This is a genomic window from Pseudomonas sp. KB-10, assembly GCF_018221585.1.
Taxonomy (GTDB): Bacteria; Pseudomonadota; Gammaproteobacteria; order Pseudomonadales; family Pseudomonadaceae; genus Aquipseudomonas; species Aquipseudomonas yangonensis.
In genome coordinates this window covers 97,525-112,497 of sequence record NZ_QYYB01000003.1, presented here as the reverse complement: position 1 = coordinate 112,497, position 14,973 = coordinate 97,525, and the positions used below count along the sequence as shown (strand labels likewise).

Here is a 14,973-nt window from a genome sequence, read left to right as displayed (position 1 = left end):
AAGCGAATCAACTTGCCAAGATAGACTCGGGCCTTACGCAAAAGTTCTCCCCTCCAAGCAAGCTTCCCGCAGAGTTTTCTTCTCTCTGCCTGGAATGGCGCCAGCGAAACGTCTCCGCTAGTGCAAATAATCTTATCGCTGCTCATTTCCGTACACCCTCCGCTGACTTCAGATGCAGGCACGCGCAAGCGCTCTCCCTTATATGGGCGACCCACTATGGAACCTTAAAGACTAAAAAAGTTCCCAGAACACGTCGGTCGGTCATAAGAGTTGCTTCAAAATACGCGAGCTAGGGCTCTGCACGGCGAGGGCAAGCGAGGACTAGGAAATGAGCAGCGCTCGTTTCACTCGCCCTCCGGCCATCCCCGACATACATTGACAAGTCAATGTCCGAGATTGGCTTCGACGCAGCAGGACCGACACGTAGCGGATAATGATGTGGCTCTGGCCGGCTATTGTGCCGCTGCCCCTCTCTATATACTAGGGCTCGCTTTCACGCGGAACTCGGACATGAGCCACCACTTCCAGCACGATGTTCTGGTCATCGGCAGCGGCGCTGCCGGCCTGACCCTCGCCCTCACCCTGCCGACCCATCTGCGCATTGCGGTTTTGAGCAAAGGCAATCTGGCCAATGGTTCAACCTACTGGGCGCAAGGCGGCGTGGCAGCCGTACTGGACGACACCGACACGGTCGAATCCCACGTCGCCGACACCCTCGATGCCGGCGCGGGGTTGTGCCGCGAAGACGCCGTGCGCTTCACGGTAGAACACAGCCGCGAAGCCATCCAGTGGCTGATCGATCAAGGCGTACCCTTTACCCGTGACGATGAAACGGCACGCGAGGACGGTGGTTTCGAATTCCATTTGACCCGCGAAGGCGGCCACAGCCATCGGCGCATCATTCACGCAGCCGATGCCACCGGCGCGGCGATCTTCAATACGCTACTGGAGCAGGCCCGCCAGCGCTCGAATATCGAATTGCTGGAACAGCGCGTTGCCGTCGACCTCATCACCGAGCGCAAACTCGGCCTGGATGGCGAGCGCTGCCTGGGCGCTTACGTACTGGATCGCGCCTGCGGCGAAGTCGACACCTTCAGCGCACGCTTCGTGATTCTCGCCACCGGCGGTGCCGCCAAGGTCTATCTCTATACCAGCAACCCGGACGGCGCCTGTGGCGATGGTATTGCCATGGCCTGGCGTGCCGGCTGCCGCGTCGGCAACCTGGAATTCAACCAGTTCCACCCCACCTGCCTGTATCACCCGCAGGCCAAGAGCTTCCTCGTCACCGAGGCAGTTCGTGGTGAGGGCGGCCTGCTCAAGCTGCCCAATGGCGAACGCTTCATGCAGCGCTTCGATGAGCGTGCCGAACTGGCACCGCGCGACATCGTCGCCCGCGCCATCGACCATGAAATGAAGCGCCTGGGGATCGACTGCGTCTATCTGGATATCAGTCACAAGCCGGCGGAGTTCATCAAGAGTCACTTTCCCACCGTCTACGAACGCTGCCTTGGCTTTGGCATCGACATCACCAAACAGGCCATCCCGGTGGTGCCGGCCGCGCATTACACCTGTGGCGGCGTCGTGGTCGATCGGCATGGCCGCACCGACGTGCCGGGGCTGTATGCCATCGGCGAGACCAGCTTCACCGGCCTGCATGGTGCCAACCGCATGGCCAGCAACTCGCTGCTCGAATGCTTCGTCTACGCCCGCTCGGCCTGCGCCGATATCGTGCAACACCTGGATACCATCGGCATGCCCGACAACCTGCCCTGCTGGGATGCCAGCCAGGTGACCGACTCGGATGAGGACGTGATCATCGCGCACAACTGGGACGAGTTGCGCCGCTTCATGTGGGACTATGTCGGCATCGTGCGGACCAACAAGCGCCTGCAGCGCGCGCAGCATCGCGTACGCCTGCTGCTGGACGAGATCGATGAGTTCTACTCGAACTACAAGGTCAGTCGCGATCTGATCGAATTGCGCAATCTGGCACTGGTCGCCGAGCTGATGATCCGTTCGGCCATGCAGCGCCATGAAAGCCGCGGCCTGCACTATACCCTCGATTACCCCGAGCAGTTGGCCGAAGCCCGCGACACTATTCTGGTGCCGACACCCCAGGCTCAGCCCAGCGTCGCCGACTGAACTTCAAACGCAGGCGCAGGCGCCGATGCTGTTCGGGCGCCAGCGCATCACGTGCGATGCACAGCCCACGACTGATCCGCTGACCCGGCACGCGATAACGCAACACCACTGCCAGCGGCAACGCCAGACTATCGGGGCGCAGTTGAACCGCCTGCCAGCCGTTGGCAGCACTGTATAGATGCCAGCCGAACGCATCACGACGCAAACCGGTAATGGCCTGCGGTGCCGTCAGCAGAACGTGCCGCGGCAGCACCCAGGCGGCATGCGCCAGACACGGAAAAGGTGAAAGCAGTTTCGACCAGAGGGGGATGTCGGCTAGCCAGGGCGCCAGCAGAGCCAGCACCAGGACCGCCAGATAGAGCCTCAACAACCAGCGTGATGGCTGCCAGCGGCTCTCGAAGACGTCACTTGGGTTGGACACGATCCAGGATCATGCGCACGATGTGGCGCAGGTCGGCATCCTCAGGCTCGCCGCGCTGCATGAACCAGCCGAACATGTCCTGATCCTCGCACTCCAGCAGTTTGCGGTAGCGCGCCTGGTTCTCTGCATCCAGGCTCGGGTAGACATCCTGGACGAAAGGCACCAGCAGTACATCCAGCTCCAGCATGCCACGACGGCTATGCCAGAACAGGCGATTCAGTTCACTTTGCTCAACCATGCAACGGACTCCTCGAACGAGGACGGCAGTATAACGGCGAATTGCCTCGCTGTTCACCGAGACGCTGTGCAATTGCGCTGACAACGCCCTACCACGCCTACTATGATGACGCCCCTGACCTTTATCCTGTGATTCGATTTGCACCATGGCCGATAGCGCTTACTTCACCCTCCTCGATCACGAAGGCCTGCTAGCCGTACGCGGCGCGGATGCGGCCAAGTTCCTGCAGGGCCAAGTGACCTGCAACCTCAATTACCTGAATGCCGGCCAATCCAGCCTGGGCGCCCGCTGTACGCCCAAGGGTCGCATGCTGTCGAGCTTTCGCGTCGTTCAGGTGGACGATGGCTATCTATTGGCCATGGCGCGCGAGCTGATCGAATCGCAGCAGGCCGACCTGCAGAAATACGCGGTGTTCTCCAAATCCAAGCTCAGCGATGAAAGCGCCGCCTGGGTCCGTTTTGGCCTGGCCGGCGGCGACGCCTTGCTCAACGAGCTTGGCCTGCAACTGGGTGCTGCCAGCGACTCCGTCACCAGCGCTGGGCAGCTATTGGCCGTGCGCCTGAGCGACGGCCGTGCGGAACTCTGGGCTCCGACCACTGAAGCCGAACAGTTGCAAGGCCGCCTGGCGGCCCTGCTGCCGCAGGCTCCGCTGAACGACTGGTTGCTGGCTCAGGTGCGTGCCGGCGTCGGCCAGGTGTTCGGTGCGACCCGCGAGTTGTTCATCCCACAAATGATCAACCTGCAGGCCCTGGGCGGCGTGAGCTTCAAGAAGGGCTGCTATACCGGCCAGGAGATCGTCGCGCGCATGCAGTACCTGGGTAAGCTCAAGCGCCGCCTGCAGCGCCTGCGCCTGGTCGCCCAGGAGCTACCGGCCGTCGGCGTTGAATTGTTCTCCCCGGTGCATGGCTCCAGCGTCGGCGAAGTGGTGCTGGCCGCTCAGGCCGGCGATGCCATCGAACTGCTCGCCGTACTGCAGGAGGACGCCGTGGGCGACGGCCGCATTCACCTTGGCCGCACTGACGGCCCGACGATGACCCTGCTCGATCTGCCTTACCAGCTGGATGCCGACAAGGAAATCCAGCGCTGATTAACGTCCTGGCGCCGCCGCATCGGGCCGCCTATAGAGAGCCTTTAATGAGCAAGCTTGCTGAAAAAGTCCAACAGGAACTGATCCACGCCATCGAAAACGATGAGCTGGTGCTGCCCACCCTGCCTGAAGTGGCACTGCAGGTTCGCGAAGCTGCGGAAGACCCCAACGTGGGCATTCCTCAGATCAGCAAGGTGATCGGCAACGACGCAGCCCTGACCGCACGCATCATCAAGGTGGTCAACAGCCCGCTGCTGCGCAGCAGCAAGGAGATCACCGACCTGCAGATGGCGGTCAGTCGCCTGGGCATCAACTACACCTGCAACCTGGCCACCGGCCTGGCCATGGAGCAGATGTTCCAGGCCACCAGCGACGTGGTCGACCGCAAGATGCGCGAAGTGTGGAACAAGAGCACCGAGATCGCCGGCATCTGCCACGTATTGTGCCGCCACTACACGCGCCTGATGCCCGATCAGGCCACCCTCGCCGGCCTGGTGCACCAGATCGGCGTATTGCCGATTCTCACCTATGCCGAGGAGCACAACGAGCTGCTGGCCGATTCAATCAGCCTCAACCACGTGATCGAACAGATTCATCCGATCATCGGCGACAAGATCCTGCGCACCTGGGAATTTCCCGAGCCCATCGCCATCGTGCCCAGCCAGTATCTGAACTTCAGCCGCGATTCGGCCAAGGCCGATTACGTGGACATCGTTCAGGTGGCCACTCTGCAGAGCTATCTGGGTAGTACGCACCCTTACACCCAGCTGGACTGGAGCAAGGTACCCGCCTTCGCCAAGCTCGGCCTGGACCCGCAGGTCGATATGCAGGCCGACGAAGACCTGTCTGCGGCAATGGAAGCGGCCATGAGCATGCTGCAATAAATGCATCTCGCCACGGATGGCGAACTGCCTCTACACTCCAGTCGATCGCCTGAGGAAGTAGAGCCATGCGTTTTGCATTCGTCCTGCTCGTCCTGTTGTTCGGCAGCGTCCAGGCTGCCGAGCGAGTGCGCCTTACCAACGGCGAATGGCCACCCTATCAGGGCGAAAGCCTGCCCCACCATGGTGTCGCGTCACGCATTGTCGCCGAGGCGTTCGCGCTGCAGGGCATCGACGTGCAATGGGAGTTTCACCCCTGGGCACGCTCTCTGAAAATTGCCGAGCAAGGCCTGCGCCGAGGCAGCGCTGTCTGGTTTTACAGCCCTGAACGCGCAAAGCACTTTCTCATCAGCGATGCGGTAGTCGAAAGCGGTTATCACCTGTTTTACCGCAAGGATCTCGCCTTCGACTGGCACGACATCAAAGATCTGCGCGGCCTGCGCATCGCCGTGACACGCGGCTATGATCACGGCGACGCCTTTCGCCGCGCCGAAGCGGCCGGCGAACTCCAGGTGGTGCGCCTGACCAGCGATGAACAGGGTCTACGTCAATTGCTCGCCGGGCGCATCGATCTGTTTCCGGTCGACAAGGTGGTAGGCTTCGACCTGCTGCACCGAAAGTTCACTGCCGCCGAGCGCCAGCGCCTGAGCTTTCACCCCAGGCCGCTGCACAGCGCCAGCATGTATCTGCTGCTATCACGCAACGTGCATGGCAATGTCGAGCTGATGCAGCGCTTCAACCTCGGTCTCAAGCAACTGCGCGACAGCGGCAAGGTTTCCCAGTACCTGCTGGAGATCCAGCAGCCGCTAAGTCTCAGTCACTGACGGGGGAAACTCGACACGTACCCGCAGGCCGTGTGGCTGCGCCTGATGCAGGCTGATTCTGGCCTGATGGGCGCGGCAAATCTCACCGACGATGGCCAAGCCAAGGCCCGCTCCATTGCCCAGACGGCTACGCCGGTAGAAACGTTCGAAGACTTTCTCGTGCTCCGCTTCGGGAATGCCCGGCCCGTCGTCCTCGACCTCCAGCACGGCGGGGGCCAAGGCGCGGATGATGAGATTTCCGCCAGCTGGCGTATGCGCCAGCGCGTTATCCAACAAATTGTTCAACAGCTCATTGAGCAGCGTTGGCTCGCCATCGATCCACACCGGCTGCTCAGCCTCCAGGGCCAGCGCAACGCCACGGGCGTGAGCCAGAGGCGCCATGGCCAGACCCAGTTCGCGGGCCAGCTGGCTCAGGTCTATACGCTGAGCGCCCCCTTCGGTAATGGCCCGGGCGCCGCTCTCAATACGCGCCAGGGACAGCAGCTGATTGGCCAGCGACGTCAGGCGATCACCTTGCTGGGCCGCCTGCTCCAGCGTGTTGCGCCACTCCTCGGGTTGCTCGGCGCGCAAGCCCAGGGTTATTCGCGCCTTGAGCGCCGCCAGCGGCGTACGTAACTCATGGGCTGCATCGGCGATGAATTGCGACTGGCGTTCAAACAGGCCTTGCAAGCGCTCGTTGAACTGGTTGAGCGTTTCCACCAGCGGCAGTACCTCGCGTGGCAGGCCGCTGCCCGGCAGGGGCTGCAGGTCATCGCTGGCTCTCTCGGCCACCTCCCGGCGCAGCGCTTCCAGCGGGCGCAAGGCCAGGTTCACGGCCAGCCACACCAGCAACAATGCGCTGACCGAAAGCAGTCCCATGCGCCACAGGGTTCCAATCAACAGCTCACGGGCCATGCGCTCACGCGCGCCCTGGGTTTCCGCTACGCGGATTTCAGCAATGCCGTTGAGCTGCGGTTCGCTGACCGGCTGCAGCAGGCTGACCACGCGCACACCCTGGTTGCGATACTGGGCATCGTAGAAGTGCGCCAGAGCCGGGTAATCGTCGGTGCGCGGAGTGCCCGGCGGCGCTGGCGGCAGGTCCTCGTAACCGGAAACCTGATTGCCCTGCAGATCGAGCACCTGGTAATAGATGCGCCCGGCACTGTCGTAGGCGAAGGTATCCAGCGCTACGTAAGGAATATTCGCGCGCAGCCGGCCATCATCGGCATACAGACCATCGGCCACCGCCCGCGCCGACGCCAACAGCGTACGGTCATAGGCAGTATCCGCTGCACGGCGAGCACTCCAATAGGCACTGAAGCTGCTCAGCAACAGAATCAGCGACAGCAGCAGCGCCAAACGCCGCAACAGACGCCCGCGCAGGCTGGCGCCACGACTCATGCCTCGACCGCCTCCAGCAGGTAACCGAGACCGCGGAAAGTGACGATACGCACGGCACGGCCTTCGAGCTTCTTGCGCAGGCGGTGAATGTAGATTTCGATGGCATCCGGGCTGGCATCCTCGTCCAGGCCAAACACCTGCGCCGCCAGTTGCTCCTTGCTCATCACCCGGCCCGGCCTGGCGATCATCGCCTCCAGTACCGCCTGCTCGCGGGCGGTAAGGCCCAGAGCCTCGCCATCGAGGCTGAAACGGCGCGTACCCAGGTCATAGACCAGATCACCACAGCGCTGCAATTGCTCGCCGCCGAGCACACTACGCCGCAGCAGAGCTTTGACCCGTGCCTCCAGTTCGCTCAACTCGAAGGGCTTGGCCAGATAGTCATCGGCGCCGAGATTGAGGCCATGCACACGGTCCTTGACCTCGCCACGCGCGGTCAACATGAGTACGGGCAGGGTCTGGCCGCGATCACGCAGGCGCGCCAGAACCGCAAAACCGTCCAGGCGCGGCAGGCCGATATCGAGAATTGCCAAAGCGTACTCTTCGCTGCAAAGCGCAAGGTCAGCCGCAATGCCGTCGTGCAGCACGTCCACCGTCCAGCCGGCCCCCTTCAGCGCCTGGGCCACGCTTTCCGCCAATTGCGGATGGTCTTCGACCAGCAGAATCCGCACCGCCACCTCCAGCTGCAGCATCGTCAAAGGCGCGCAGTTTAGCGCCGCTGCGGCTTCTGTGAATTGCTCAAATGCCAAAAGACAGACGAAGCGGCATACGGACCACCTAGCCAGCCCCTGATCTGGCAGGAAACTTTCGTTCATGAAAGCCTAGTGAAAGCTTGCCCACATAGCATCGATCGAAGGTGGCTCGAACCACCTGCTCAAGCCGCCTGGCAGTGGTGCCAGGTGGCGACAAGAACAAAAACGGAGACCACAAGATGCTCGCAGCCTCACGTCAGGCCCTGCCGCCTGTACGCCTGCTCTGCCTGGCAATCGCCGCCACCGGCGCTGCCCCCTTCGCCAACGCGGCCTTCATCGAGGACAGCAGCGCCAGCCTCACTGCTACCAACATCTATCTCAACCGTGACTTCCGCCAGTTCGATGGCCAGAACAAGCGCGAAGAATGGGGCCAGGGTCTTTGGCTCGACGTGAAGTCCGGCTACACCGAAGGCACAGTTGGCTTCGGTGTCGATGCAATGGGCCTGCTCGGTATCAAGCTCGATTCGGGCAAGGGCCGCACCGGCACCGACCTGCTGCCTGTGCAAGATGATGGCGGCACCCCCGACGAATTCAGCCGCCTGAGTGCCACCGCCAAGGTGAAAATCTCCGCCACCGAGCTGCGCTACGGCTCGCATGTGCCGGAACTGCCGGTGGTCAAGGCCAGCGACAGCCGTCTGCTGCCGCAGGTGTTCGAGGGCGGCCTGCTGACCTCCTCCGAACTCGAAGGCCTGACCTTCACCGGCGGCCGCCTGGACAAGGTCATCGACCGCGCCTCGACCAATTCCGAAGAGATGGTGCTCAACGCCAAGAATCGCCGCTTTGCCTCCGGCGTCGAAGCCGACCACCTCGACCTCGCCGGCTTCGATTACAAGTTCGCGCCCGGCCTGACCGGCCGTTACTACTTCGCCGATCTCGATGACATCTACCGCCAGCACTTCTTCGGCCTGCTCACCAGCCACAAGCTTGGCGCCGGTACCCTGAGCAGCGACCTGCGCTACATCGTCAGCCGCGACAGCGGCGCGGCCAACGCCGGCAAGGTCGACAACCAGGCTTTCAACGCCATGGTCAGTTACGGCCTGGGCAACCACAAGGTTGGCCTGGGCTTCCAGGACATGAGCGGCGACACCGGTTTCGCCTACATCGACGGCAGCGATCCTTTCCTGATCAACTTCGTGCAGATCAACGATTTCGCCAACGCCGACGAGCGTTCCTGGCAGGCTCGCTACGATTACAACTTCGCCGGCATTGGCGTTCCCGGCCTGACCTTCATGACCCGCTACATCCGTGGTGACGATGCGCGTATCGCCGGTTCCGACGACCGTGGCGGCGAATGGGAGCGCGATATCGAGCTCAAGTACGTGGTCCAGAGCGGCCCACTCAAGGACCTCTACGTACGGCTACGCAACGCCAGCTTCCGCTCCGACTTCGCCCGCGATGCGGACGAGAACCGTGTCATCGTCGGCTACACGCTGCCCATCTGGTAAACAACAACAAGACTCACGAGGAAACCATCATGAAATCTGTCCTGACCCGTGCCGCACTGGCGACTGCCTGCCTGGCCTTTGCCGGCCAGTTGCTGGCTGCCGAACCCAAGCGCCCTGAATGCATCGCCCCGGCCAAACCCGGCGGCGGCTTCGACCTGACCTGCAAGCTGGCCCAGAGCGGCCTGAAGGATACCGGCCTGCTCAAGGTGCCGATGCGCGTCACCTACATGCCGGGCGGCGTCGGAGCCGTGGCCTACAATGCCGTGGTCGCCCAGCGCGCCAAGGATCCGGGCACCATCACCGCCTTCTCCTCGGGCTCCCTGCTCAACCTGGCTCAGGGCAAGTTCGGCCGCTACGACGAAAACGCCGTACGCTGGCTGGCCGCCATCGGCACCGACTACGGCGCCATCACCGTACGTGAAGACGCCCCGTGGAAGAACCTCAACGAACTGGTCGAGGCTCTGAAGAAAGACCCGGCCAGCGTGGTATTCGGTGCCGGTGCCACCATCGGGGGCCAGGACTGGATGCAGACCGCGCTGATCGCCCGCGCAGCCGGTATCGACCCGCAATCGCTGCGCTACGTAGCCTTCGAAGGCGGCGGTGAAACCCTTACCGCCATGCTCGGCGGCCATGTGCAGGTCACCTCCAGCGGCCTCGGCGAAGTCACCCCGCAACTGGCCGCCGGCAAGGTGCGCATCCTCGCCGTGCTGTCCGACGAGCGTCTGCCGGGCAAGCTGGCCGATATCCCGACTGCCAAGGAGCAGGGCTTCGATATCAGCTGGCCGGTGATCCGTGGTTTCTACATGGGCCCGCAGGTCAGCGACGAGCAGTTCAACTGGTGGAAAGAGCAGTTCGATCAGATGCTCGCCCGTGATGATTTCGCCGCCCTGCGCGAACAGCGTGATCTGTTCCCATTGTCGCTCACCGGCGAGGAACTCGATGCCTTCGTCCACAAGCAGGTGGAGGAATACAAGGCGCTGGCCGGCGAGTTCGGTCTGGTGCAGTAACACTCCCGCGTAATCCGCGCTCGGCCGCCATTCGGCGGCCGACGTTCCCGAGGTAAATCTCCATGTACGTTCGCCTGTTCTCCGCGATCTGGCTGCTGCTGTGTGCCTGGCTCGCTGTCGTTGCCTGGGGTTTCCAGGCGCCCTTCGCCTATGACCCGGTCGGTCCGCGCGCCTATCCGCTGCTGCTCCTGGCCCTGATGGGCGCCGGCAGCCTGTGGCTGATCTACAAGCCCGGCATGCTGGCGCAACGCCTGGACATCCCGACTGCGCTACGCAGCGCACTGTGCGTCGTGGTGCTGCTGGCTTATGCGCTGACCTTCGAGCTGCTCGGCTTCGTCATCAGCACGGCCCTGGCCACCTTCGCCCTCGGCCTGCTGTTCACGGGGCGTGCGCTGCCCTGCGCCATCAGTGCCGTGCTGATGGGTGTGCTGCTTTATGTTTTGTTCGATCTTCTTCTGGACGTGCCGCTGCCGCTCGGCCTGCTTGAAGCCTTCGTGGAGAGCTGAAATGGATACCCTTAACTTCCTCATGCAGGGCTTCGACGTCGCCACCAGGCCGACCAACCTGCTAGTAGCGCTGTTCGGCGCCTTCGTCGGCACCGTGGTCGGTCTGCTGCCCGGTCTTGGCCCGATCAACGGCGTAGCGCTGCTGCTGCCTCTGGCCTTTGCCCTCGGCCTGCCGCCGGAAACCGCACTGATTCTGCTCGCTGCCGTGTACCTGGGCTGCGAGTATGGCGGTCGTATCTCGGCCATCCTGCTCAACGTACCAGGCGACGCCGCCGCCATCATGACCACCCTCGACGGCTACCCGCTGGCCCGTCAGGGCAAGGCCGGCATCGCCCTGTCGCTGTCTGCAGTCAGCTCCTTCGTCGGCAGCATCATCGCCACCTGTGGCGTGGTGCTGTTCGCCCCGCTGCTGGCGAAATGGGCGGTGGCCTTCGGCCCTGCCGAATATTTCGTGCTGATGGTATTCGCCATCGCCTGCCTCGGCGGCATGGTCGGCGATAAGCCGGTCAAGACCCTGATGGCTGCGCTGATCGGCCTGGCCCTGGCCACGGTCGGCGTCGACTCGACCACCGGGGTGTATCGCTTCACCTTCGACAGCGTCAGCCTGTCCGATGGCATCCAGTTCGTCATCGTGGTGATCGGCTTCTTCAGCGTCAGCGAGATCCTGCTGATGCTGGAAAAGACCCATGGCGGTCAGAAAGCGGTGAAGGCCAGCGGGCGCCTGCTGTTCAACTTCAAGGAGTTCTGCCTGAGCTTCTGGACCATGATCCGCAGCGCCCTGGCGGGCTTCGTCATCGGCACCCTGCCCGGTGCCGGCGCAACCATCGCCAGCGCCATGACCTACATGACCGAGAAGCGTCTGGCCGGCAACAAGGGCCGCTTCGGTGACGGCGACCTGCGCGGCCTGGCCGCTCCGGAAGCCGCCAACAACGCCTCGGCCTGCGGCTCGCTGATCCCCATGCTGACCCTCGGCGTGCCGGGTTCGGGCACCACTGCGGTGATGATCGGCGCGCTGACGCTGTACAACATCACTCCCGGCCCGCTGCTGTTCGAACAGCAGCCGGACGTAGTCTGGGGCCTGATCGCCTCGCTGTTCATCGGCAACGTCATCCTGCTGGTGATGAACATCCCCATGGTCGGCCTGTTCTCGCGCATGCTCAGCGTGCCGAACTGGGTGCTGGTGCCGGCGATCACCGTGGTCAGCATGGTCGGCGTCTATGCGGTGCACAGCACCACCTTCGACCTGGTGCTGATGATCGTCCTCGGCGTGTTCGGCTACATCCTGCGCAAGCTGGACTTCCCCCTGTCGGCGCTGATCCTTGGCTTCGTCCTCGGCGAGCTGATGGAAGACAACCTGCGCCGCGCGTTGTCGATTTCCGCCGGTGACCTGGGCATCCTCTGGGGCAGCCCGATCACGTTGGTCCTGTGGGCGCTGGTGGCGTTGATGCTGGCCCTGCCGGGCATCCGCTGGATGCGTCGACGCAAGCAGATCAAGGCTCAGACTGATGCCGCTGCCGCGTGATCTGTGGGTAACGCCGCTGGCCGGAGTGGCCGGCGGTTACATGGCCAGCCTCGCCGGCTGGCCTTTGCCGTGGATGGTGGGCTCGTTGCTGGCAGTGATCGCTGTACGCTGCCTGGCCAACCGCGCCTTCACTGAGCTGCCGGGCGGGCGCAAGGCCGGTCAATGGCTGGTAGCCAGCGGCATCGGCCTGCACCTCACCAGTGATGTGCTGGAACAGGTGCTCAGCCATCTGCCGGTCATCGTCATGGGCGCCTTCGGCACGCTGCTGCTCAGCCTGATCGGTATCGCCATCCTGCGCCGTGCCGGCGTCGACCGCGCCACCGCCTTCTTCGCCAGCATGCCTGGCGGCGCCAGTGAGATGGTCAACCTGGCCCTGCGTCACGATGCCCAGCCAGCCCGCGTGGCGGCGGCGCACAGCCTGCGTCTGTTGCTGGTCGTGCTGCTGATTCCGGCGCTGTTCACCTGGGGCCTGCCCGATGTCAGCGCGCCACCTCGCGCACCGGTGGACTGGACCTGGCTGATCGGCCTGCTCGCCGCCGGCGCCCTACTGGCGGTGCTCTGGGGGCGCCTGAAACAGCCGAATCCCTGGATGCTCGGCCCACTGGTGGTCTGCGCCGCAGCCAGCGCCGGCTTAGACCTGCATCTGGGTCTGCCGCAAGGCATGGGCCAGCTCGGCCAGTGGTTGATTGGCTGCGCCCTGGGCTGCCACTTCGACCGCGCCTTCTTCCGCAGCGCACCGGGCTTCCTCGCCCGCGTCCTGCTGTTCACCCTGCTGGCGATGCTGGCCGCTGCCGGTCTCGGCGAGGTGCTCGGCTGGCTGGCCGGCGAAGATCGCCTGTCGCTGATGCTGGGCATGATGCCCGGCGGTATCACCGAGCTCTGCCTGACCGCCGAAGCGTTGCAACTGTCGGTGGCGCTGGTCACCGCCCTGCAGGTGCTACGGCTGTTCTTGGTGATGTTCCTCGCCGAACCCTTATTCAAGCTCTGGTGCAAGCGCCACGCTTAGCCCGCTTTGTGCGGGCTTTTTTTGGTTCTTCGCATATTTTGGGGAAAGTGCGGATTGACACCGGACTGGCAAGTTTGTGCGTACCGCTTACTGACTTAACACTATCCATTACCGTGTGTACTCAGCGTTCGGGTTGCGCCCCTTACGGGCGCCACACCTTTCTTGCTTGCCCAAGAAAGGTGTGCCAAAGAAGGGCACCCCGACATCCGGGTTTCGCTACGCGAAACTTCCCTCGCTCCGGCGCTGCTCCGGGGGCCGGCTTACAAGGGCCGTCCATGGCCCTTTAAGCCTTTCGCCGCATCCATGCGGCTCATCCCCCTACGCAACACCTCCACTCGGCCTCCTGACGGGACCGGGGCGCGAGCTTGCGAAATCACCGGAAGATCAAAGTCGGTAGCGTTTGGTTTTTGCTCTTGAAGCGCGATCTCACAGACGACGCCCAATTCCCCTTCAGGAGGCCGAGTGGAATCGCCGCGGAAGGGGTTGAGCGACACGGATGTCGCGAGAGCTGCGATGGGCCATGGATGGCCCTTCGCAGCGTGCCCCTAGAGCGGTGATGGAGCGAGGGAACCCCGGCGCAGCCGGGGCCGTATGCAGGGGTGTGTTTCTTTGCTTACTTTCTTTGCACAAGCAAAGAAAGTGAGTCGCCTGTAAGGGGCGAAACCCATCAGGCCAGGCGGCGTGCTAATGGATAGTGCCAAGTCATCGGCAGCTAACACTTAATTGCCAGTCCGATGTCAAGCGGATCTACCCCGCGATGACGCGAAGAACCTTTTTTGCACGCCTGGCTGTGTGGCAAGGAAAAAGCGCGCGGCTGAGCCCCTCCCACAGCCATAGGGTGCGCCATACGCACCAGGGCTACCACTGCAACAGCAGTTCGCTTTCGAACTCGCGCCTCTGCCCGCTAAGCGGATCGACGAAGCGCAGGCCGCGCGCCAGCAGCTTGAGTGGCTTGCTGTAGTCATCCGGCAGGTTGCGCGACTCCAGCAACTGCGGATAGAAATCGTCGCCGACGATGGGCGCGCCGAGACCGGCCAGATGCACGCGCAGCTGATGCTTGCGCCCCGTCACCGGCGACAGGCCGTAACGCCATAGGCCACCGCGCCGTTCCAGCACCTCGATTCGGGTTTCGCTATTGGCCTCGCCCGCGACTTCCTGCATGCGAAAGAAGGGCTCGCCATCGACCATGCGCGAACGGTGCAGGTAGGGAAACTGCAACTGCGGCAACGCCGGAGCGATAGCTTCGTAGCGCTTTTCCACCGCACGCTGGCGAAACAGCGCCTGGTACTGGCCGCGACTGGCCGGGTTGACCGAGAACAGCACCAGGCCGGCGGTGAGCCTGTCGATGCGATGGATCGGGACCAGGTCCGGATTGCCGGTGCACTTGATCAGGCGCGCCAGCAGGGTCTGCTCGACATATTCGCCTGCCGGCATTACCGGCAGAAAATGCGGCTTGTCGGCGACCAGCAGGTGCTCGTCCTGCCATAGCACCTGTTCGAGGAAGGGAATCGGCGTCTCGTTCGGCACCTCACGGAAATAGCGCACCTTGAGCCCGACCCGGTAGGGATGCGTGGCATCAATGGGCGTGCCGGCCGCATCCAGCACCCGGCCGCGCGCCATACGCTCCTGCCAGGTAGCGCGGTCGATGGCGGGAAAGTGATCGCACAGGCAATCGAGTACCGTGGCCCAGTCGCCCTGTGGCAGATGAAGGGTACTGGGGCGCATGAGGGGGTTGGGCATTGCAGAGGCTGCTCGATCGGACCGG

General features: G+C 63.3%; 14 protein-coding genes. 9 read left to right on the top strand and 5 right to left on the bottom strand.

What is annotated here, in order from left to right; all coding sequences use genetic code 11:
• The first annotated feature begins 510 nt into the window (after positions 1-510).
• Complete coding sequence (nadB, locus tag DXK50_RS09005; RefSeq protein ID WP_212630076.1) at positions 511-2,142, top strand: L-aspartate oxidase; 1,632 nt, start codon at positions 511-513, stop codon at positions 2,140-2,142.
• Here the strand turns inward: nadB and DXK50_RS09000 are convergent.
• Positions 2,096-2,563 carry a protein YgfX gene (locus tag DXK50_RS09000; protein WP_212630075.1) on the bottom strand — a complete coding sequence of 156 codons (468 nt, stop codon included), beginning with the start codon at positions 2,561-2,563 and terminating at the stop codon, positions 2,096-2,098. The genes nadB and DXK50_RS09000 overlap by 47 nt on opposite strands.
• The gene (locus DXK50_RS08995) at positions 2,547-2,801 is read right to left on the bottom strand and encodes an FAD assembly factor SdhE (protein WP_161866597.1); all 255 of its coding nucleotides are present in this window, start codon (positions 2,799-2,801) and stop codon (positions 2,547-2,549) included. The genes DXK50_RS09000 and DXK50_RS08995 overlap by 17 nt, the downstream gene beginning before the upstream one ends.
• 145 nt (positions 2,802-2,946) lie before the next feature.
• Between DXK50_RS08995 and ygfZ the strand changes: the two genes are divergently transcribed.
• From ygfZ to DXK50_RS08980, 3 genes are all read left to right on the top strand, one after another.
• Positions 2,947-3,888: a CAF17-like 4Fe-4S cluster assembly/insertion protein YgfZ gene (ygfZ, locus tag DXK50_RS08990; protein ID WP_212630074.1), complete on the top strand. Its 942-nt coding sequence runs from the start codon at positions 2,947-2,949 to the stop codon at positions 3,886-3,888.
• A 47-nt stretch (positions 3,889-3,935) separates the two neighbouring features.
• On the top strand, positions 3,936-4,772 hold the full coding sequence (locus DXK50_RS08985; protein ID WP_161866599.1) for an HDOD domain-containing protein: 837 nt from the start codon (positions 3,936-3,938) through the stop codon (positions 4,770-4,772).
• Between the two features lie 65 nt (positions 4,773-4,837).
• Positions 4,838-5,593: a substrate-binding periplasmic protein gene (locus DXK50_RS08980; protein ID WP_161866600.1), complete on the top strand. Its 756-nt coding sequence runs from the start codon at positions 4,838-4,840 to the stop codon at positions 5,591-5,593.
• On the opposite strand, the gene DXK50_RS08975 is transcribed toward DXK50_RS08980, so the two are convergent.
• Entirely contained in the window at positions 5,576-6,973 is a 1,398-nt protein-coding gene (locus DXK50_RS08975; protein ID WP_161866601.1) for a sensor histidine kinase, read from the bottom strand. The genes DXK50_RS08980 and DXK50_RS08975 overlap by 18 nt on opposite strands.
• Entirely contained in the window at positions 6,970-7,641 is a 672-nt protein-coding gene (locus DXK50_RS08970; RefSeq protein WP_212630427.1) for a response regulator, read from the bottom strand. The genes DXK50_RS08975 and DXK50_RS08970 overlap by 4 nt, the downstream gene beginning before the upstream one ends.
• Before the next feature lie 260 nt (positions 7,642-7,901).
• On the opposite strand from DXK50_RS08970, the gene DXK50_RS08965 reads away from it, so the two are divergent.
• From DXK50_RS08965 to DXK50_RS08945, 5 genes are all read left to right on the top strand, one after another.
• Complete coding sequence (locus DXK50_RS08965) at positions 7,902-9,167, top strand: OprD family porin (RefSeq protein ID WP_161866602.1); 1,266 nt, start codon at positions 7,902-7,904, stop codon at positions 9,165-9,167.
• Positions 9,168-9,196: 29 nt separating this feature from the next.
• Entirely contained in the window at positions 9,197-10,174 is a 978-nt protein-coding gene (locus DXK50_RS08960) for a Bug family tripartite tricarboxylate transporter substrate binding protein (RefSeq protein WP_212630073.1), read from the top strand.
• Positions 10,175-10,236: 62 nt separating this feature from the next.
• Positions 10,237-10,680 carry a tripartite tricarboxylate transporter TctB family protein gene (locus DXK50_RS08955; RefSeq protein ID WP_212630072.1) on the top strand — a complete coding sequence of 148 codons (444 nt, stop codon included), beginning with the start codon at positions 10,237-10,239 and terminating at the stop codon, positions 10,678-10,680.
• A gap of 1 nt (position 10,681) precedes the next feature.
• Positions 10,682-12,202 carry a tripartite tricarboxylate transporter permease gene (locus DXK50_RS08950; RefSeq protein ID WP_212630071.1) on the top strand — a complete coding sequence of 507 codons (1,521 nt, stop codon included), beginning with the start codon at positions 10,682-10,684 and terminating at the stop codon, positions 12,200-12,202.
• Entirely contained in the window at positions 12,186-13,208 is a 1,023-nt protein-coding gene (locus DXK50_RS08945) for an AbrB family transcriptional regulator (RefSeq protein ID WP_212630070.1), read from the top strand. Before DXK50_RS08950 ends, DXK50_RS08945 begins: the two co-directional genes overlap by 17 nt.
• A gap of 858 nt (positions 13,209-14,066) precedes the next feature.
• On the opposite strand, the gene DXK50_RS08940 is transcribed toward DXK50_RS08945, so the two are convergent.
• On the bottom strand, positions 14,067-14,948 hold the full coding sequence (locus DXK50_RS08940) for an RluA family pseudouridine synthase (protein WP_212630069.1): 882 nt from the start codon (positions 14,946-14,948) through the stop codon (positions 14,067-14,069).
• Positions 14,949-14,973 lie beyond the last annotated feature (25 nt).

What these genes read in the sequence shown, in the direction of transcription:
- nadB (WP_212630076.1), top strand. Translation starts at nt 511, where the DNA reads ATGAGCCACCACTTCCAGCACGATGTTCTGGTCATCGGCAGCGGCGCT.
- DXK50_RS08995 (WP_161866597.1), bottom strand. Translation starts at nt 2,801, where the DNA reads ATGGTTGAGCAAAGTGAACTGAATCGCCTGTTCTGGCATAGCCGTCGT.
- ygfZ (WP_212630074.1), top strand. Translation starts at nt 2,947, where the DNA reads ATGGCCGATAGCGCTTACTTCACCCTCCTCGATCACGAAGGCCTGCTA.
- DXK50_RS08985 (WP_161866599.1), top strand. Translation starts at nt 3,936, where the DNA reads ATGAGCAAGCTTGCTGAAAAAGTCCAACAGGAACTGATCCACGCCATC.
- DXK50_RS08980 (WP_161866600.1), top strand. Translation starts at nt 4,838, where the DNA reads ATGCGTTTTGCATTCGTCCTGCTCGTCCTGTTGTTCGGCAGCGTCCAG.
- DXK50_RS08975 (WP_161866601.1), bottom strand. Translation starts at nt 6,973, where the DNA reads ATGAGTCGTGGCGCCAGCCTGCGCGGGCGTCTGTTGCGGCGTTTGGCG.
- DXK50_RS08965 (WP_161866602.1), top strand. Translation starts at nt 7,902, where the DNA reads ATGCTCGCAGCCTCACGTCAGGCCCTGCCGCCTGTACGCCTGCTCTGC.
- DXK50_RS08960 (WP_212630073.1), top strand. Translation starts at nt 9,197, where the DNA reads ATGAAATCTGTCCTGACCCGTGCCGCACTGGCGACTGCCTGCCTGGCC.
- DXK50_RS08955 (WP_212630072.1), top strand. Translation starts at nt 10,237, where the DNA reads ATGTACGTTCGCCTGTTCTCCGCGATCTGGCTGCTGCTGTGTGCCTGG.
- DXK50_RS08950 (WP_212630071.1), top strand. Translation starts at nt 10,682, where the DNA reads ATGGATACCCTTAACTTCCTCATGCAGGGCTTCGACGTCGCCACCAGG.
- DXK50_RS08945 (WP_212630070.1), top strand. Translation starts at nt 12,186, where the DNA reads ATGCCGCTGCCGCGTGATCTGTGGGTAACGCCGCTGGCCGGAGTGGCC.
- DXK50_RS08940 (WP_212630069.1), bottom strand. Translation starts at nt 14,948, where the DNA reads ATGCCCAACCCCCTCATGCGCCCCAGTACCCTTCATCTGCCACAGGGC.